Raw genomic sequence first — 19,051 nt, 5'->3', positions numbered from 1 at the left:
GATAAGTCATGAAAAGAATAAATATAAATATAGCAATAGCGATACTGTTGGCTTCCGTCGTTTTGTCCTGTAACCCCTTGGATCTCGACCAAATCGATGACCCAAACAATCCTTCAGTATCCAGTGTGACTAACAATGCCTCCAAAGAGCAAATCCAGTTTTTGCTTACAGGATTGGAATCGAGGCACAGAGGATATGTGACCAATATTTCACAAGCTTGGAATACCTTTGGTCGAGAAACCTGGTATTTGAATGCCTCTGATCCTCGGTTTCAAACGGATTGGCTTGGACAAGCAGGAAGGGTGCCGGACAGATCCTATTTTGGTTTTGGGAATACGGGAGGTGGCTCTTGGGCAGCCCCGTACCAAGCCATCAAACAAGCGGATGTTTTGGTGACTTCCGCCGAAAATGCCAGTGTCCTCACAGATGCTGAACGACGGGCAGTATCCGGTTTTGCCAAAATGATCCAAGGTTTCCAATTTATGATCCCTGCCAATTTTGTTTATCAAAATGGGATCAGGATAGATGTAAAGGATCCACTTAATCCCGGCCCATTTGTTGGTTATGAAGCAGCAATGGATCACGTGAAGAGTTTGTTGGACCAGGCAGATCAGGAGCTATCCAGCGCAGGGACTGGTAATTTCCCCTTCAGATTGACGCCAGGATTCAGTGGCTTTAACACAGTGGAGGGAATTAGGCAAGTCAACAAGGCAATCACCGCCCGCGCAAATGCTTATAGGGCAGATTGGCAGGGGGTTTTGACTGCCCTTGACGGGTCATTTATAAACTTGACTGGGAATTTAAATGCTGGACCGTCACATCCTTATAACGGGCCGCCAGATGCTTTCAATCCACTTTTCTATGTCCCAAATGCAGCCATCAATACCATTGTCGTAGTGCATCCGTCCGTCCTGGATGATGCAACCCCGGGTGATTTGCGGGTTGCCAGGAAGTTCTTGCAGAGAACCACTGCGGTCACCATCACCACGGATGCCACACCTTTGGTGGGTACCCATCAGGACGCAAGGTGGGCCAGTAATACAACTCCGATACCCTTTATCAAAAACGAAGAGTTGATTTTGCTGAAAGCCGAAGCCCATGCGAATCTGAACCAAACCGCCCAGGCAGTGGAAGCAATCAATATTATCCGTAGTGCAGCTGGAATAGGGGTTTATTCGGGAAGTACTGCCCAGGCAGCACTGATAGATGAAATCCTGTACCAAAGAAGGTATTCCCTTTGGGCAGAACCTTGGGGCCATCGGTGGATAGATGCTAGGCGGTATAACAAACTCAATGAAATCCCAACTTCTTATGATCAAGGCACCATATTCACCCAGTTTCCACATCCACAGGCGGAATTGAGTTGGGATCAATACGTTGGGAATTGATTTTAAATTGAAAGATTAGTCGCGATTGATTTTTTTACCGAGGCTTTCGAATGGGATTTCCCATTCGAAAGCCTCGGTTTTTTTTGCCTATTCGTGGGTCAAAATCATGGCCTCCAGTCTTGAATAGCATTTTTCGGACAAATGCTCCACTGGGTTTTCAGCCTTCAAGGAGGTAGGCAGGATAGGGGCGGAAAAGTAAATTTCGATCACCCCTGGGCGGAGCAATAGAGATCCTTTGGGTAGCAATTTGTCTGCTCCGATCACAGCCATTGGAAGGATGGGTGTTTGGGTGTCGATGGCCAAGCGGAAAGCACCTTTCTGAAAAGGCAGCAAGGTCTTATCGGTGTCATTTCGGGTTCCTTCCGGTGCCACGATGATGGAAATTCCTTGCTGAAGTATTTCCTGCATCTTTGTCAAAGATGCCTTTCTCGATTGGCTGTCTTTGCGGTCCACCCACACAGCGACCCTTGAGATGATCAGTCCAAAAATCGGAATCTTGGAGAGCTCTTTTTTTCCCAGTCCCCGAAGCTCCTGTTTGATGGTCATCGGGATGAGGGGCGCATCCAAAAATGAGCGGTGATTGAAGATGTAGATATAGGCTTGATTGAGATCAATGTGCGCTGTCCCAAAAGTGCGGAATCGAATGCCAATCAAAAATGACCAGAGGATGGCCCAAACCCTAAGGAAAAAAAAGGAGATTTTCCCTCCTCTGGGACTGATCAAAAGTGGAAGGACAATGAACAATCCGAAAACCAACATCAGCAATATGAACAGCAGGACGGCGTACAAAGTGTAAATGGACCTGATTATTTTCATTTTTGAATCTCTTTTGTTATTTTTGGGTAATTTAAATCAATTTACTCACTCTTTGCTTGCAAACAACCCCTGAAAGCGATTTCGGGGGTTTCGTTTTTTGAGGAGGTTGGGGTGGGAATGAGAATTTTTATATAGGTTTCCCTTTAAGATTCGTTTCAAGAGATAAAATAAAATGAACTGCAAATTAAAAATATTATATCTGTTTAGGTAAAGCGAATAATCCTAAAATCTAAAAACATCTTTCTTTTTTTTAAAAATGTTGCGAATATTTTGCAGTTCGTTTTTTTTTTATTTTTAGTGAACTAATTTATTTTTAACAATTAATAATTAATCTTATGAAAAAGTTCATTTTATCCACCACCTTAGGTTTTGCAATGGTGGTAATGTTGTTTTCTTCAGGGAACGTGCAAAGTCAAGCAGCTTTGCCTGAAGAAGGCTATGAACCAAAACTTGAACCGTGTAGCTATCCTGTAGTTGCTGGTACACTTTGGGTGGTAAAATGCAGGCCAATGGAATATGCATCATGTACAGTTTCTTCTCAAATACCATGTGGGGAAGGTTAAATTTTAAATAAACCTGAATGAAATACCATTTCATTCAGGTTTATTTTCTCAAAAATTGTAATATGAAAACAAATTTCTTTTGCATTATATTGTTCGTTTTTCTTAGTTGTACAAAAGAATTCGACAAAGAAAAAATTTCAATTAATTTGAACGATACCAAAGAGTTAAAGTATTCGGATATTTTTGAAAGTTTTGAGTATATTTTTCTCCAAATACCTGATAGTGTACCGCTTATAAATCCATCCAAATTAACAGCAAATGAATTTGGGGTTTTTGTTCAGGATAGAGAACCAAATAATCTATTAATATTTAATAGTTCGGGAAAATTTGAAAAGATAATTAAATCTTCCGGGCCTGGACCAGGTGAATTCTTAAATCTGGAAGATTTCCAAATACTCCAAGGTGAAATTTTAATATTGGACAATAATTTAAAGAAATTAATAAAGTTTGATTTGTTGGGAGCATTCAAAGAGGAAAATAAAATTGAATTTCACCCTTACAACATTCATCAATCAAGCAATCAACTTTTAATGTATTTTGCGAATAGACCTGAGTACGAGAACTTTTCTATTGTAGGAAAAAATAGAAATGATCTTTTAGGGATGAAAAAAGTACAAGAAGAGTTCATAGGGATTAATTATTCTTCAACTTCTGGTTTCATAAAAGATGATCTAAGTAAAAAGATTTTTTTGAAGCTTGACACATCTTACGAAGTTGTTGTATTTGATGAAACTGGGAATATCGAAAATGAGATTGAATTCGATTTTGGACGGTATAATTTTCCAAATCAAAAGAGAATGGAATTTGGACTTTCTCCTGAAAGATATACCTACCTTAGGGAGAACAATATGGTAGAAAATTTATTTTCATTTCTTCCTCTTAAGAATAATTTCTTGGCAACAATTGTTCAAATAGGATTAAAAACCAAATACATTCTTTTAGATGAAGACTTAAAAAGATATACCGTTATTTCAAAATTCATAAATGATTTTGATCATTTTGAAGGAGATTTTTCGCCAATTTCCCAATTCAATGGGAATATTATTTTATTCAAAGATTCAAGAAGTTTTCAAAAAGAGTATCTCAAAAGTTTTGGGGGAAAATCAATCAGTTCCAATATTTTTAATAAACCGGATGGAATTCATCAGTTTTATAAAATAAATGAACATGATTTTCAAAATGATAACTTTGTTGTAATTAAAGCTATTGTGAGAGAATGAACTGTTTTTTGATTTGCAAATAGCTGAATAAACTTATCACCCGTTATTCTCCTTTTCCAAAAATTCCCTACCTTTGCAATCCATTCGATTGAATGGGGTCTCTTTGGCTGACAGTCAGGGACTTTGTTATTTACTAAAAACCTCAACCCGATGATCCTAGGGTGGTTGAAAATCAGGATTGACTTACAATATGTCGAATAAAGAAGAATTTAACTGGGACAATTTTGCCACCAAAGGTTTTGGCGAAGGTTACTCCAAGGAAAAAAGAGCCGAAATGGAGGCCCTTTACACTGGAACCCTGAACGAAATCACTGAAAAGGAAGTCATCAAAGGTACCGTAGTAGGCATCAATGATAAGGACGTGATCATCAATATCGGTTTCAAATCCGATGGATTGGTGCCCGTAAGTGAATTCCGCGATCTTCCAGATCTGAAAATCGGAGATGTAGTGGATTTGTTCATCGAAGAACAAGAAAACTCTCTTGGCCAATTGGTCCTTTCCAGAAAGAAAGCCAGAATGGTTCGTGCATGGCAAGACATCGAAGATGCGCTTGAAAACGACAAGGTGATCGAAGGATTGGTGAAGAGAAGGACAAAAGGTGGATTGATCGTAGATATCTACGGTGTTGAAGCTTTCTTGCCAGGTTCTCAAATCGATGTGAAACCTATCAGGGATTTTGATATCTATGTAGGTAAGAAAATGGAAGTAAAAGTGGTTAAAATCAACCACGCTAACGATAACGTTGTCGTTTCTCATAAAATCCTCATCGAGAAGGATTTGGAGAAACAAAAAGCAGAAATCCTCAACAACCTAGAGAAAGGTCAGATTTTGGAAGGTGTGATCAAAAACATGACCAATTTCGGTGTATTCATCGACTTGGGTGGTGTAGATGGTCTACTTCACATTACAGATATCTCTTGGGGACGTATCAATCATCCGGAAGAAGTGCTTAACCTGGACGACAAAGTTCAGATCGTTGTGCTTGATTTCGATGATGACAAGAAAAGAATTTCTTTGGGCATGAAGCAATTGACTCCACATCCATGGGATTCTCTTTCTGCTAACCTTGAAATCGGTTCTAGAGTCAAAGGTAGGATTGTAAACGTAGCAGATTACGGTGCATTCCTTGAATTGGCTCCAGGTGTTGAAGGTTTGATCCACGTTTCTGAAATGAGCTGGTCTCAGCATTTGAGAAATCCAGCGGATTTCGTAAAAGTAAACGACGAGATCGAAGCAGTTGTCTTGACTTTGGACAAAGACGAAAGAAAAATGTCTTTGGGTATCAAACAATTGACTGAAGATCCTTGGACCAAAGGTGATATGGCTACTAAATATGCCGTAGGTACCAAGCACAAGGGAGTGGTAAGAAACTTGACCAACTTTGGTTTGTTCCTTGAATTGGAAGAAGGAATTGACGGATTGGTTCACGTATCTGATCTTTCTTGGACCAAGAAAATCAAACATCCATCTGAGTTTGTAAAAGTCGGTGATGAATTGAGTGTTGCGGTATTGGAACTTGACGTTGACAACAGAAGGTTGGCATTGGGTCACAAGCAATTGGAAGAAAATCCTTGGGATACTTTCGAAACCGTATTCCCAATCGGTTCTGACCACAAGTGTACCGTTGTTTCCAAAAATGACAAAGGTGCGGTTCTTGAATTGCCATACGGCTTGGAAGGATTCGCAACGATCAAAAACCTTGAAAAAGAAGACGGTTCTTCTGTAGAAGTTGGTGAATCATTGGATTTCAAAGTATCCGAATTCTCCAAAGAAGACAAGAGAATAGTACTTTCCCATACTGCTACTTTCAGAGAGGAAGCAAAAGCTCCAAAGAAAGCCAAGAAGAAAGAAGATGCTCCTTCATCCGCTGCTCCAGCTGAAAAATCCACCCTTGGTGATTTGGATGCTTTGGCAGAATTGAAAGAGAAAATGGAAGGCGGAAAGAAATAAGACACCAGGCGCGAGATGCGTGAGTATCTTATGTCGAAGTGGAAATTTCAAATTTCTTATCCAATACAAAAAGTGGCTGTCGCGAGATGGCCACTTTTTTTATGCCTTGCTCCATCCTATGCTTTGATAGGAGCAGCGAAAGAGTCTATAAATGGGCAAATTTTTTTAAAAAAATGAACTAATAACTCATTATTTAGAGCCAAAAGTTTTTTATATTGGACAATGAAACATCTTCAACTGTGCCTATTCGCAACCCTATTTTTTTATTCCTGTGCGGATCCCAAAGAAAAGGGACAGGAAATTCCAACCGCTTATTCCTTTCAGGTTGTAGATTCATTGGATTTGAAGATTTTGGGAAATCCCATGATCACCGATGTCAGTCCAAAGGCAGATCGATTTGCTTTCCATGATTTTGCCAACAAAGAATTTATCATCACCGATAATTCAGGTAGTATTGTCAGCCGATTTTCGAAAAAAGAGGATACACCTGATTCTTATGGGTTTCTTATGGAATTTCCAGGTTTCGTCAATGAAAATCAACTCGCTCTAGTCGGAATGAAGGGGATTTTTATCTATGATTTGGAAGGCAATATGGTTAAAAGGCTAGCGCATCCTGAGTCTATGGGAGGAGCGGGTTTTATGAGTTTTTCTGGAAAGGGAATTGAAATTGTGTCACTTAATGGAAAGCAGTATTTGCTTAGTAAATCGGTCCGAACACGGGATTCTTTCGCGGGAGAACAAAGATTTTATGACAACTTCAAGGCTCTGGAACTTATCGATATTGAGGAAGAAAAATTCATTGAGATTGTACCCTTTGAGCAGGGAAGCCATTTTTTGGATGGGGGTGGTTATTTTGAAAGTGATTATGCGCCGGCACTAGAGGCTACAGACGAGAAACTTTACATCGCTTTGGGTGCGGAGCAGCGACTGAATGTCTATGACCTAAGTTCTGAAGGAGTTAAGTTGGATACCATTGTCCAACTGAGTATACCTGGTTTTGAGAAATTACCGGTAACTCCAAGAGCAGAATTTTCCAAAGGTTCAATTACGATTAAAGGCAATACTCCAGCCATCAGAAATATTCATATCGTAGATGGAAAGCTACTGATTCATTACTATGGAGGTGTTCCGGAGGAAAAAATGAAAGAATTAGAAGCCCTTTGGATCTCCGGAGATAAAGAAGAATCGGAGAAACTTTACAATCAAGTGGAAAATGAAGTAAAACAGGGTGTTTTGATTTTAGATCAAAACACCCTAAATATCATTGGAAATCTTGATTTTCCTGACAAAGTGAATAAGAGCGGTTTTGCTTCAGCAGGAGGGTTTCTATGGATGGAAAAAGCTCCAAATGATGAATTGGAAGAGGATTTTTTAAGAATTTACAAAGTAAAATTAGTTGAGAAATGATCAGATTTAAAATAATAATACTCGTGATTGGAGCATTGATTTTTGGGTGTTCAGAGCGAAACAAAGATTCCCAAGATATAGCAGATTCAAACGAATGGGAACTTGTGATTTTGGATTCAATTCAAGTGGGTTTTTTAGCTGATATAAGAGAGGGTACATTTTCTAATGGAATAGGTCTAATTAAAGATATTTCAAGTAGCACATTGATTAAGTTTGATTCTTTGGGTAATATCTTGGTGAAGAAGGAATTTCCAAAAGAAGGCCCAGGGTCAGTAACGATGTTAGAGACTTTACTTGAACATAACGGGGGATTCTTTGGAACGACTTCATTTAAAAACATTTATCATTTCGATGCCGATCTTAATTTAAAAGAAAGTTTGGAAATGCCTTTTTCGGGTGAGGCGAGAGGCGGAGCCTACAACAGAAGGAATATAGCAGTTTGGGATGAGAAAATTCTTCTTTGGTATCCCGGCCGTAATGGGATCAGTCCTTATTTAGATTGTTTTTATCGAGATTACACGCTTTTGGAATTATATGATCTTAAGACAAAATCATCAATACCAGTTGTTAGAACACCTCCATCTTCTAAATTTAGTGGTGATGACTTTTTTGGTCGACCTTATATAAATTTTACCATAGAAAACGACAGCTTGTACCTTACCTTTTCAAATGAGCCCATTTTGCATATTTATGCCTTAGGAGATAGTATTTTATGGGAAAGGAGTATTGATATCAATCCTATCGATTTTAAATTATTGCCTGGACAAAAAACTCCTGTGACGTACGAAGAATCAATGAAAATGAATGAAGCCCAGATTCACGGCATTTATTCAGATTCGAACAATATCATTGTCACCTATTATGGCGGAATAGATGAGGATACTTTTGTGAATAACAACTTAAAGGAAAGAGAAAATTTTTTCAGATATCCAGAATTCCGCAAGAATTATCTCAAAATTTACAGGGTTGGAAAAGGTTGGTCAAACGAGGTGATTCTTCCTTCAAAGATTAAATTAATACTCAATATCGAGTCTGTGGATAAATCATTCTATGCCCTCAGAGATGATGATTACCTCGGGGAAGAGCAGGATTACATTACCTTTTACAAACTTCAATTGGTTAAAAAATGAAAATCCATGCAGTTGATGCTTTTTAGTTTATTCAGATTGAAGTTTCGCGTTTTGGAAATGTTTAGCGTTGTCGCATTTCATGTTCATTTTTCGTACAGGTAGAAAGATGATAAATTCCATCAAAATGACTAAAAAACTTCTATTTTTTGCAGGGCTGTTGCTGATCAGTTTTGGAGCTTTTGCTCAAAATGAGAATGAGATTAAAGTGTATGCCGGCACTTCAAAGGCTTTTATACAAAGACAAATCCCGTGGTTTGGAGAAGGGAGTATTGAAGCCAGTAATTTCTGGGAATTGGGAATAGGGTATTCAAGAACTCTTTTAGGAAATCTTGGTGTAAGTTCTGGATTTAATTTCTCTCGGTCAGATATATTGCTCAAGCCTGCCCCTGGAGTGGAAATTCCTACAAGAGATGAAAAATTTGAAATGCTTTCAATCCCCTTGATTTTTGAATATACTTTTTTTAAATATGGATTTCTGGCTGCTGGACCATTGTTGGATTTTCAACTGACAGAAAACAACTTTTCGGACCAAAGTGGAATTGGATATCTGTTGGGTCTGGGAGGGAAATATGAAACAGGGAATCTATCATTTTCCCTTTTCCCAAATCTTAAAAGACATTCGGCCATTCCTTTTAACGGAACAGAGAACTCTAAATATATCCTGACAGAACTGGGTATACAGCTTGGCGTTGGGGTTAAATTTTAAACCATGAAAACGCGATACTTTCCTCTACTGCTAATCTTTGCATTATTAAGTTGTGAAAAGCAATACGAAGATGCCATTCCTGAAGGCGCAATTCTTGGATTCCCCAATTTGGTCGCAAACCTCAATGAGGAAGGAAGGGTTATGTTAATTTGGGATATTTCAAGATTTTGTGCGGGCTGGTCCTGCGATCCAATTGTGGAGGGAAGCAGCTATGAGGTTTTTGTGAAATTACCTGATGAAAGTAATTTTGTCAGAATAGAGCGACTAGGGGAAGAGGAAAATGAATATATGGTTCCCAATACTGAGTATGGTAAGGCTTACGAATTTTATGTGACCTCACGTCGGGCTGGACAAATAGCGACCTCAAATACAGTGATGATAGTTCCAAATCCTTTTCCTGAGTTTGAAACTGTAATGGAATTGGAGAGTTGGAATGCTATGTATTTTCCAAAAGTCAATATTCAAGGGGATAAGGTGGCTTATATTTCAGACTACCGATGGACTGAATTAGGTCAAGAATATGGTGTTTCAAGTCTTTTTCTAAAAGATTTAATAACCGGAGATACTGAGATGATTCGAAAGCGCTGTTATCATCCACAATGGTCAAGAGATGGAAGCCAATTAATATATGGAACTACTGAAGGGCTAAACCAAATAACCCAAGGATATACTCCAATTCATCTAGAAATGTATGATTTGGAGACCAAGGAAATTAGTTTGTTGAAAGGAGGTATGCATCATAATTATTTCCCAACCTTTGCTAAAGACAATGAATCAATTTTGTTTTTGTCAGATTCCTTGGAGAGAGGAGAATTTGGATTGTGGAGGCTAAACAAAAATGGGAATTCTGAAGTGCTCTTGCCACAAATTAAACAAGGTGGTCAAATATCTACTTTGGCATATTTTACCAGTATGGATGCATCCTCCCGAACTGACCTGGTATCAATAGATATTCTTAAGGAGCTTGGGAATAGGTTTATTTACAATATATATGGTTTTGATTTGAATTTTGGTGCGCAAATGCGTGACCTTGTGATTTCTCCTTGGAACGATATTTCTCCATTGTTCTCACCTTCTGGAGAAAACTCGTTGGCATTTGTTTCTGATAGATCAGGAAGAAGACAAGTTTGGGTGATGTACATTTCTAGTGGTAAACTCAAGCAGGTTTCTTTCCTTAAGGATGATTTATATATTTCTTCTAATGGAAATATTAGTTGGGTGGATCAAGGACGAAGTCTTGCTTTTCCTGTTTCCAGTCCAACAGGAGATCAAAAACTAATCAAAATCCAGATTCCAAATTAGAAATTTGTGTAGGTTTTGTTCTTTTAAAGACTGGTTTAGTGATAAATTTTAAATTATGAAAGCATCAAGATTAGTATTTCTTATTTTGGTTTTTGCCTTTGGTTGTGTTGAAGATGATGGAAAGCTAAGTTTGGAAGTAAATCAGGAATTAGCCTTTGATGGGACTTTTCAAACCAGGGGCTCTGATGAGAATCTTTTTGAAGAGGTAACCTTGAAAATCTCAAATGGATTTTATCAATCCACCACAAGTTTACCCTTTGGATATGGTGCTGGCAAGCTTGAGGTTTCTAGAAATTCAATCAATTTTATTGATACTTTATTTTTCCCAGTGCCAGCTTTATATGGTCCTTCTTACGTTTTGAGTGGGGAACATCATTATGAATTCAATGGGCAAGATTTGAAAATTTGGCGCAACAAAAACGTTGGAGCTATTGAGTATAATTTAAGTTTAAAGGAGTGAGAAATTGATTTTCATTACACTTTTTTAATTCATACAAAATACTCCTTCAAGGGCAATTCATAGACCCTTTTTTTCAATATCGAAGATAAAGCATTGACGATCGCGGCTGCAACAGGTCCCTGGGCAGCTTCGCCAGCGCCAAGTGGTGCTTCTTCCGGCCGATTAATGATATGCACTTCGACTTCAGGAACATCATTTGTCCGCATGATGGGGTAGGAGTTCCAGTCTTTGCTCGTGATTCCATTTGCATCGTATTGCACCGCTTCCATGATCGTCCAACTTGCAGATTGGATCATACCTCCTTCGGTTTGGTTTTTTAAACCATCAGGATTGATGCACTGACCGGAATCGACGACTCCTGTGAGTTTGTGCAACCTGAATTTGCCTCCTGTCGGACTTTTATGGATTTCCGCAACTACAGCACAATAAGACGCTGAGTTTTTGTATTGGGCAAATGCTAAGCCATAGCCTACACGTCCACTTTGATCTCGATTTTCCCAATTACATTTACTTTTCAGCGTTTTGATAACTTCAATGGCTCTTGGATTATCGAGGTTTTTGATCCTAAACTCGAAAGGATCGATAGCTGCGAGATTGGCCAATTCATCCATGAATGACTCCAAAGCAAAAATATTCCCATAAGCCCCCAATCCACGGAGCGCAGAAGTTCTGAGTGGACCCTTGTAATTGTGGAGGACAATATTTTTGGCTGGAATGGTGTAGAGGGGAGATGAATTCCGATAACTTCCGCCCGAAAATCCTCCTGGCTGAAATTCAAATGGTTTTTCCAGATGCCTTGCGGCAATAAAATGTCCTGCTTTTCCTCCAGGCCTTGTGCTATGGGTGTCAGACCAGATTCCACAATCCCATTCCGTGATTTTTCCCGACGCATCCAAGCCTGCTTTGAGCTTTAGGAGCATTGCAGATCCATAAGGTTCCCAAGCATGTTCATCCTCTCGCATCCATTGAACGCGGACCGGCTTGCCCGGAAATGATTTGGCAATGAATGCAGCATCTGCCGAAACGTCGTCGGCACCATTGTGCCCGTAACAGCCAGATCCGGGAAGGCCGATACAGCGAATGTCTTTGGTGTCAATTCCCAAAAAATCCGAGAGGGTGGACCTAAGGGGATACACTCCCTGTGTGGGTGTCCACACGGTCAATTTTCCGTCTTTCCACTCGGCCACCGCACAGGATGGTCCAGCGGAAGCATGCATTTGATAGGGTCTTAGATAGGTAGCTTCAAGGATTTGTGGGGAATTGCCGATGATGGTATTGATATGTTTCGCTTCTTCCACTTGCTGCGGTGGGAGGGATTTTTTTTTCATGTCGGAGAAAAGATCCGCCTGTTGGGGAGAAAGTGGTTCCGTTTGCCATTTTGCGGCTGATTTCAAGAATTCCAATGCCTTGATTGCCTGGTATTCTCTTTTTGCAATTACCGCTATAAATCTGCCATCTACCACCAGTTTCAATACTCCGGGTAGGGCAAGGACACTTTCTTTGTCCAAATCAATTAAAATAGATCCGTAACTGGGTGGTCTCAAAACGCGAGCATGCACCATTTCGGGCAAACGGAGATCATGGACAAAAAATGCCTCTCCCTGTGCCATTTTTCTAATGTCTTCTCTAAGGATACCCTTGCCCACCAATGTATGATCTTTTGGGTTTTTGAGCGGGGCATTTCCTGTGACTTTTCCTTCCAGGAATTTTCCATCCAGTAATTCCCAATAGGAGATTTTGTGTTTTCCATTCTTCGATTGGATCAGCCCGTTTTTTACGGAAAGGTTTTCAGGAGATTCATCCCATTTTTCACTGGCCATATTGACCATGAAAAACTTTGCCTCCGCGGCAGCTTTTCTGATGGATGCCCCACTTCTTTCAATCGTCCCGCTTCCTGCTGTGTATCCTTCATCAGCCGTTTGCCCGGTATCTCCATTGATAATGGTGACGATGTCCATATTGACGTCCAGCTCCTCTGCAGCCATCTGCATCAGTGCAGTTCGGATCCCTTGACCCAGCTCCATTTTCCCGGTCAATACCGTCACCTTTCCCTCAGCATCCAACCGGATCCAAGAATCAATGATGTCAGACCCCATACTTGACCTGACTTGACTTCCAGAGGAAATTCCACCATCAAGGATTTCAGATTTTGATTGACAAAAGGTGAGTGGCAGCAAATTGAAACCGATCAATAATTGTCCGGTATTTTTGAGAAATGATCTCCTGCTGGAATTTGGGGAGTTTGGGGAAGTCATGGATTAGGCGTTTTGGGATTTTTCGGAAGCCAGTTGAACAGCTTTGATAAATCTGGAATGGGTGCCACAGCGGCAAAGTACGCGGTTGAGCGCTTCCTTGATCTCCGATATGGAAGGACTTGGGTTTTCTTCCAAAAGGGAAACTGCCGAAATAAGCATTCCATTGAGGCAATATCCGCACTGGGCAGCCTGAACTTCAAAAAATGCCTCCTGAAGTGGATGGGGATTCCCGTTTTTGGCCAATCCCTCAATGGTTTTGATTTTGGCTTCGTGTAGATTTCCGCATGTCAGCAGACAAGAAGGTTGAGCCCTTCCGTCCACGAGCACCATGCAGGCTCCACACTGTCCCATTCCACATCCATATTTTGGGCCATAAAGGTTGGCATCTTCTCTAAGGATATAAAGAAGTGGTTCTTCCAAATCGACTTCGAATTCTCGTTTTTTATCGTTTATCAGCAGTTTTATTTTTTCAATCATAGCCAATGGAGTGGGGGAGTTCAATATTCAATCAAAAAATAAGATACCCATTCAGGCCCAAAAAACCAATCAAACTTATCTTAACGGTTTTGGTTGGATGCTAAATAAGGAGGAGGTCAATTGAGATGTTTTATTCTCAAAGCCTATTATTAAAACGGATATGGGCAAACATAAAAATCCGAAAAATAGATTTTCGCAATGAACAATTAAAAATTTATACCGAACGACTAAAAAAAAATACCATCTCTTTTTGGGAGATGGTATTTATGTAAAGAGAGGTCGAGAGCGGATTCGAACCGCTGTAGAAGGTTTTGCAGACCTCTGCCTAGCCACTCGGCCACTCGACCATTAGTTAACGGAACGCAAATGTAGGGATTATCTAAACTTTACCAAAACCAAAGTTTTAATTTTTTTGATTTTTATTCTTCGAAGTTGGTCTTGTTTGAGATGAAACGAATTGTGCAACATGACTATTCATTTCTTTTTTGGCTGTTTATTATGCCTTTAATCGGAGAAAAATATTGTCTTCAGAAAACAACTGAGGGTGGGAGCGGATTCGAACCACTCTGAAAGATTTTGCGAAACTTTGCCTATCATTCGGCCACTCGACCTTTATTAAATGTATACTTAAATTAAAATAAATTTGGAACGGTTTCAAAAGTGCAAAACGAGATTTCTTGAAATGTTAAAAAAATGGACGTTTTTTTTAACTTAGAGGAATTAATAGGGGCAAGTTTTGAGTGCAAATTTTATTTAGGTTTGATTAATGTCTATAAAGTTTTATTTATAAAGATTCTAAATTAATTATGATTCATTTTAAATGTATTTAAATTCCTGTATTATAGAGTCTTACAATAAAATGCGGTCTGTTTACTGATCTCTGTCCTATATTTTAGTCAAGTTTGAAATATAGAATTGGGGTAGTACATTTGCAGTGTTTATTAAAAACCTCGAAGTAAAACTGTTTAATAAGTAATAAATATATGTCGATCAAACGCTCATTATTAAGTGTTCCCCTGAGAATAAGCACATTGGCTATGGTGTTTTTCCTAATGTTGGGATCACAAGCCTTTGCAGCCAATCCAGATGTTTCTGATAGCGATGAAGCAGTTGCGGCCGGAAAGACCATTTTCAATGCCAATTGTAAATCATGTCACAAGCTGGATCAAAAATATACAGGACCTGCCTTGAGGGGAGTTTCTGACCGAAGATCCATTGATTGGGCAAAAAGCTTTATCAAGAATTCTCAGGCCCTCATCGCCACCGGAGATGCCCAAGCGAACGCGCTTTACAAGGAATACAACAATTTGGCCATGCCTGCCCATGAGTTTTTGTCTGATGATGATGTCATGAATCTGCTTTCTTACATAGAATACGGAGACAAGGCAGAGGCGGTTGTCGAAGGTGCTGCTGGTGAAGGTGCTCAAGTTGGTGGTGGATCGGGTGTTCCAAGTGAATATCTGACAATTATCGTTGCTGTTTTGGTGGTGGTATTGTTGCTGATTCTGATCGTGTTGGGATTGATTATTTCGGTTCTGACCAAATACCTCAACAATCAAAAACTTGATGAGGAAGACGATGAATTCATCAATCAAAAATTCGATGTCAAAAAACTGTTCAAAAGTGATGCTTTTCTAATCATCGTAACGGCCTTGGTCATTGCGTTGGTTGCCAAAACGGCGATTGATGGTTTGTATTCAGTAGGTATTCAGCAAGGTTACCAGCCAAGTCAGCCAATCGCTTTTTCCCATGAGCTTCATGCCGGACAGTATGAAATAGAATGTCAATATTGCCATACAGGCGTTGAAATTGGGAAATCAGCAAATATTCCTTCTGCAAACATTTGTATGAATTGCCACACACATATCCAAAATGTGGGTGGAAAAGAAGGGATCTCTACTGAAATTGCTAAGATATATGCGGCAGTTGACAACAATCAACCCATAGAGTGGGTGAGGGTGCACAATCTTCCCGACCTTGCTTATTTCAATCACTCCCAACACGTGGCTGTAGGGGGTATCGAATGCCAAACCTGTCATGGACCGATACAGGAAATGGAAGTGGTGTATCAACACAGCACCCTGACCATGGGATGGTGTATTGACTGTCACAGACAGACTGAAATAGCCGCACAAGGAAATGAATACTATGACAAATTGATGCAGCTGCATGCTGGATCCAAGGATGCTTTGAAAGTGAAGGATATTGGTGGATTGGAGTGCGCAAAGTGTCATTATTAATTATAAATCAATTAAGAAACTACTTTTCTTGAATATAAAATGAAGGAAAATAAAAAGACATACTGGAAAGGATTGGAGCAATTGACAAACGATCCCGAGTTTGTGAAGCATGCCGATAAAGAATTCCCTGGTTACTTACCAACCAACAATTCTGAAGAAACCGGATCTACCAGAAGGGATTTCCTTAAATTGATGGGATTTAGTCTTGCAGCAGCCTCTTTGGCCTCCTGCGAAGCTCCTATCAGGAAAGCGATCCCATATGTGAACAAGCCGGTGGACATCAATCCATCCATTCCTAATTTCTACGCATCTACATTTTCCTCAGGAGGTGATTATGCTTCTATTGTGGTGAAAACAAGAGAAGGAAGGCCTATCAAAATTGATGGAAATAAGCTCTCGCCCATCAATCAAGGTGGTGTAAATGCGATCGTAGAATCCTCAGTACTTACTTTATACGATAAAGAGCGTCTTTCCGGACCTCATATCAATGGAGAAAAAACCGATTGGACAACATTGGATGCCCAGTTGAAAGCTAAACTTGCCGGTGCTGGTGTAGTCAAAATAGTAACCAATACAGTTCTTTCCCCATCCACTGAAAAGTCCCTGAAACTATTTTCAGACGCTTTTGGTGGGGCCGAGGTAATTGCCTATGATCCGCTTTCTAGCTATGGCATCACCAAAGCAGCGGAAATAGTTTATGGTACTGCCATTTTGCCTACTTACAATTTTGAGAAAGCAAGTGTTATCGTGAATTTTGGAGCGGACTTTTTGGGAACATGGATTTCCCCAATCGAATTCGCCAAACAATACAGTAAAGGCAGGAAAATAACCAAGGAGAAGCCTGTAATGTCCAGGCATTTTCAGTTTGAGTCCAACCTTTCTTTGACGGGTGCAAATGCTGATTATAGAACTGCTATCAAACCATCCCAAAGTGGATTGGCTATTTTGGCTTTATACAATGCAATTGCAAAATCTGCAGGAGCCACCACTTATGCTGCTGCTCCAGTAGCGATCGAGCATTTGGAAAAAGCTGCTCAGGAACTTTGGGCCAATAGAGGCAAATCAATCGTGATCTCTGGATCAAACGATCCAAACGTGCAGGTAGTAGTCAACGGAATCAATGATCTTCTCGGAAACAACGGAGTAACCGTTGATTTTTCAAGACCTTCGAATTTCAGAAAAGGCGATGATGCCAAAATGAACCAATTGCTTTTGGATCTTAATGCAGGAAGAGTTGGCGGGATTGTTTTCTACAACTGTAATCCAGTATATGACTTTGCCAATGGAGCCGTCCTTGCAGATGGTATTGCCAAAGCAAAAGTTTCAGTATCTACGAGTGAAACCTTGAACGAAACTGCATCCTTGGTGCAGTATTTGGCACCAGATCATCATTATTTGGAGTCTTGGAATGATTTCAATCCTAGAAAAGGTGAATATAGCTTGGCCCAGCCAACTATTTCCCCACTTTTCGATACCAGACAAGCCCAAGATTCTTTCCTCGCCTGGGCTGGGGCAGCAACGAATTATTATGATTTCTTACAGGCAAACTGGAGAACATCCTTCTTCGAAACACAATCCGAAGTTTCCGATTTCCAGCAGTTTTGGGATGGATCATTGCACAATGGGGTCCTCACTATTGAGACTGAATCTGCACCTATTGCAGGTGTAGCAGACATCTCCTCAGCGGCTTCGGCTGTTGCGGCCGCTTACAAAGGCGATAATGCAGGAACTGAATTGGCGATGTATGCCAAAGTAGGGATTGGAAATGGCGTATTCGCCAACAATCCTTGGCTTCAGGAAATGTCAGATCCAATATCAAAGGCTACTTGGGACAACTACCTGACCGTTTCTCAGAAATGGGCGGTTGAAAACGGACTGAAAATGTCCGAAGGAGCTACCAAAACTGCAAATATTGTCATTGGAGGAAAAACATTGACAGTTCCGGTATTGGTTCAGCCAGGCCAAGCAAACGGCACAGTAGGATTGGCATTGGGTTATGGTCGTACCAAAGGTGGACGTGTAGCCAATGGAATTGGAGTCAATGCATATGAATTGTTAGATGCTTCCAAAGGCTTCGTGAATTTTGACATTACCGAAGGGGTCAGCATTGAGTTGACTTCAGGTTCTTATAAAATAGCACAGACCCAAACGCACCAAACCTATATGGACAGGTCGTTTGTTGTTCAGGAATCAACACTTGGGGAATACAAGGAAGATGCCTTCGCAGGCAGATACCAACCAAAAGTGTACAAAGATGGTGAATTTGTGAAGCCATCTAAAATTTCCCTTTGGAAAGGACACCAATACAGCCAGCACCACTGGGGACTAGCCATTGACATGAATTCCTGTATCGGCTGTGGTGCATGTACAGTCGCTTGTCAGGTGGAAAACAACGTCGCAGTGGTAGGCAAGCAAGAAGTCTTGAACCGACGTGAAATGGCATGGATCAGGATCGACAGATACTATAGCTCCGATGCCGAAGCTGGTGACAACAAAGCATTGGAAATCGCCGCAGAAAATCCTGAGGTTGTTTTCCAGCCCATGATGTGTCAGCATTGTAACAATGCACCTTGTGAGACGGTTTGTCCAGTTTCTGCGACAACCCATTCTTCCGAAGGTCTCAATCAAATGACTTACAACAGGTGTATCGGTACAAGGTATTGTGCAAACAACTGTCCGTATAAAGTGAGGAGATTCAACTGGTTTAAATACCACGACAATAAAGATTTTGCAACCGTAAACGTTGCCCAAAACAATGATTTGGGTAAAATGGTATTGAATCCAGATGTGACCGTAAGGGCAAGAGGTGTGATGGAAAAATGTACAATGTGTGTGCAAAGAATCCAATCAGGTAAACTGACAGCCAAACGTGAAAGTAGAAAAATCGTGGATGGTGAGATCAATGTGGCTTGTGCTGTAGCTTGTCCAACGGATGCACTCGTATTCGGTGACATGAACGACATGGAAAGCAAAGTCTCTCAGATGCTGAAAATTCAGGAAGATTCAATTTCTGCCATAAAGGAGGTCAATGAAGAAAGGGCATTCCACGTTTTGGAAGAAATCAATGTGAGCCCTAACGTTTGGTATTTTACCAAGATCAGAAATAAGGACAAAAAAGAAGCGTAAATAACAATTT

The 19,051-nt window shown here is 40.3% G+C and carries 14 protein-coding genes and 1 tRNA gene; 11 read left to right on the top strand and 4 right to left on the bottom strand.

Annotated elements, in window-relative coordinates; translation table 11 throughout:
* Window positions 1–8: 8 nt before the first annotated feature.
* On the top strand, window positions 9–1,388 hold the full coding sequence (locus Q7J63_RS16230; RefSeq protein ID WP_019598059.1) for a RagB/SusD family nutrient uptake outer membrane protein: 1,380 nt from the start codon (window positions 9–11) through the stop codon (window positions 1,386–1,388).
* Window positions 1,389–1,475: 87 nt separating this feature from the next.
* Here the strand turns inward: Q7J63_RS16230 and Q7J63_RS16225 are convergent, their stop codons facing one another.
* Window positions 1,476–2,204: a 1-acyl-sn-glycerol-3-phosphate acyltransferase gene (locus Q7J63_RS16225; RefSeq protein ID WP_304887637.1), complete on the bottom strand. Its 729-nt coding sequence runs from the start codon at window positions 2,202–2,204 to the stop codon at window positions 1,476–1,478.
* Between the two features lie 335 nt (window positions 2,205–2,539).
* On the opposite strand from Q7J63_RS16225, the gene Q7J63_RS16220 reads away from it, so the two are divergent.
* The 8 genes from Q7J63_RS16220 to Q7J63_RS16185 all read left to right on the top strand — a co-directional run bounded on the left by Q7J63_RS16220 (window position 2,540) and on the right by Q7J63_RS16185 (window position 10,943).
* Window positions 2,540–2,767 (top strand): hypothetical protein, encoded by a 228-nt coding sequence (locus tag Q7J63_RS16220; protein ID WP_304887636.1) that lies wholly within the window; start codon window positions 2,540–2,542, stop codon window positions 2,765–2,767.
* A gap of 17 nt (window positions 2,768–2,784) precedes the next feature.
* Complete coding sequence (locus Q7J63_RS16215) at window positions 2,785–3,987, top strand: 6-bladed beta-propeller (protein WP_370691920.1); 1,203 nt, start codon at window positions 2,785–2,787, stop codon at window positions 3,985–3,987.
* A gap of 190 nt (window positions 3,988–4,177) precedes the next feature.
* Entirely contained in the window at window positions 4,178–5,938 is a 1,761-nt protein-coding gene (gene rpsA / locus Q7J63_RS16210; protein WP_019598055.1) for a 30S ribosomal protein S1, read from the top strand.
* 222 nt (window positions 5,939–6,160) lie between these two features.
* Complete coding sequence (locus Q7J63_RS16205) at window positions 6,161–7,345, top strand: hypothetical protein (RefSeq protein WP_304887632.1); 1,185 nt, start codon at window positions 6,161–6,163, stop codon at window positions 7,343–7,345.
* Entirely contained in the window at window positions 7,342–8,475 is a 1,134-nt protein-coding gene (locus tag Q7J63_RS16200) for a hypothetical protein (protein WP_304887630.1), read from the top strand. Before Q7J63_RS16205 ends, Q7J63_RS16200 begins: the two co-directional genes overlap by 4 nt.
* Before the next feature lie 124 nt (window positions 8,476–8,599).
* Complete coding sequence (locus tag Q7J63_RS16195; RefSeq protein ID WP_304887629.1) at window positions 8,600–9,181, top strand: hypothetical protein; 582 nt, start codon at window positions 8,600–8,602, stop codon at window positions 9,179–9,181.
* A gap of 3 nt (window positions 9,182–9,184) precedes the next feature.
* On the top strand, window positions 9,185–10,483 hold the full coding sequence (locus Q7J63_RS16190) for a hypothetical protein (RefSeq protein ID WP_304887627.1): 1,299 nt from the start codon (window positions 9,185–9,187) through the stop codon (window positions 10,481–10,483).
* A 55-nt stretch (window positions 10,484–10,538) separates the two neighbouring features.
* Entirely contained in the window at window positions 10,539–10,943 is a 405-nt protein-coding gene (locus Q7J63_RS16185) for a hypothetical protein (protein WP_304887625.1), read from the top strand.
* A gap of 29 nt (window positions 10,944–10,972) precedes the next feature.
* On the opposite strand, the gene Q7J63_RS16180 is transcribed toward Q7J63_RS16185, so the two are convergent.
* The 3 genes from Q7J63_RS16180 to Q7J63_RS16170 all read right to left on the bottom strand — a co-directional run bounded on the left by Q7J63_RS16180 (window position 10,973) and on the right by Q7J63_RS16170 (window position 14,022).
* Entirely contained in the window at window positions 10,973–13,198 is a 2,226-nt protein-coding gene (locus tag Q7J63_RS16180) for a molybdopterin cofactor-binding domain-containing protein (RefSeq protein WP_304887624.1), read from the bottom strand.
* Between the two features lie 3 nt (window positions 13,199–13,201).
* Window positions 13,202–13,675, bottom strand: coding sequence for a (2Fe-2S)-binding protein (locus Q7J63_RS16175; RefSeq protein WP_019598048.1), 474 nt, complete (start codon window positions 13,673–13,675; stop codon window positions 13,202–13,204).
* Window positions 13,676–13,951: 276 nt separating this feature from the next.
* Window positions 13,952–14,022 (bottom strand) — tRNA-Cys (locus Q7J63_RS16170).
* Window positions 14,023–14,658: 636 nt separating this feature from the next.
* Here Q7J63_RS16170 and Q7J63_RS16165 point away from each other — a divergent pair.
* Together Q7J63_RS16165 and Q7J63_RS16160 are read left to right on the top strand one after the other, a co-directional pair.
* Window positions 14,659–15,915 carry a c-type cytochrome gene (locus Q7J63_RS16165; RefSeq protein ID WP_026333661.1) on the top strand — a complete coding sequence of 419 codons (1,257 nt, stop codon included), beginning with the start codon at window positions 14,659–14,661 and terminating at the stop codon, window positions 15,913–15,915.
* Window positions 15,916–15,954: 39 nt separating this feature from the next.
* Window positions 15,955–19,041 carry a TAT-variant-translocated molybdopterin oxidoreductase gene (locus Q7J63_RS16160; protein WP_304887621.1) on the top strand — a complete coding sequence of 1,029 codons (3,087 nt, stop codon included), beginning with the start codon at window positions 15,955–15,957 and terminating at the stop codon, window positions 19,039–19,041.
* Window positions 19,042–19,051: the final 10 nt, after the last annotated feature.

This window comes from Rhodonellum sp. (assembly GCF_030656585.1).
Taxonomy (GTDB): domain Bacteria; phylum Bacteroidota; class Bacteroidia; order Cytophagales; family Cyclobacteriaceae; genus Rhodonellum; species Rhodonellum psychrophilum.
The sequence above is the reverse complement of the archived record's forward strand: the minus strand, read 5'-3'. Positions and strand labels throughout refer to the sequence as shown.

Bases quoted from the DNA above. Each gene is read 5' to 3' on its own strand.
- Q7J63_RS16185 (WP_304887625.1), top strand. From the start codon at position 10,539: ATGAAAGCATCAAGATTAGTATTTCTTATTTTGGTTTTTGCCTTTGGT.
- rpsA (WP_019598055.1), top strand. From the start codon at position 4,178: ATGTCGAATAAAGAAGAATTTAACTGGGACAATTTTGCCACCAAAGGT.
- Q7J63_RS16220 (WP_304887636.1), top strand. From the start codon at position 2,540: ATGAAAAAGTTCATTTTATCCACCACCTTAGGTTTTGCAATGGTGGTA.
- Q7J63_RS16165 (WP_026333661.1), top strand. From the start codon at position 14,659: ATGTCGATCAAACGCTCATTATTAAGTGTTCCCCTGAGAATAAGCACA.
- Q7J63_RS16230 (WP_019598059.1), top strand. From the start codon at position 9: ATGAAAAGAATAAATATAAATATAGCAATAGCGATACTGTTGGCTTCC.
- Q7J63_RS16190 (WP_304887627.1), top strand. From the start codon at position 9,185: ATGAAAACGCGATACTTTCCTCTACTGCTAATCTTTGCATTATTAAGT.
- Q7J63_RS16160 (WP_304887621.1), top strand. From the start codon at position 15,955: ATGAAGGAAAATAAAAAGACATACTGGAAAGGATTGGAGCAATTGACA.
- Q7J63_RS16205 (WP_304887632.1), top strand. From the start codon at position 6,161: ATGAAACATCTTCAACTGTGCCTATTCGCAACCCTATTTTTTTATTCC.
- Q7J63_RS16215 (WP_370691920.1), top strand. From the start codon at position 2,785: ATGAAATACCATTTCATTCAGGTTTATTTTCTCAAAAATTGTAATATG.
- Q7J63_RS16200 (WP_304887630.1), top strand. From the start codon at position 7,342: ATGATCAGATTTAAAATAATAATACTCGTGATTGGAGCATTGATTTTT.
- Q7J63_RS16195 (WP_304887629.1), top strand. From the start codon at position 8,600: ATGACTAAAAAACTTCTATTTTTTGCAGGGCTGTTGCTGATCAGTTTT.
- Q7J63_RS16175 (WP_019598048.1), bottom strand. From the start codon at position 13,675: ATGATTGAAAAAATAAAACTGCTGATAAACGATAAAAAACGAGAATTC.
- Q7J63_RS16180 (WP_304887624.1), bottom strand. From the start codon at position 13,198: ATGACTTCCCCAAACTCCCCAAATTCCAGCAGGAGATCATTTCTCAAA.
- Q7J63_RS16225 (WP_304887637.1), bottom strand. From the start codon at position 2,204: ATGAAAATAATCAGGTCCATTTACACTTTGTACGCCGTCCTGCTGTTC.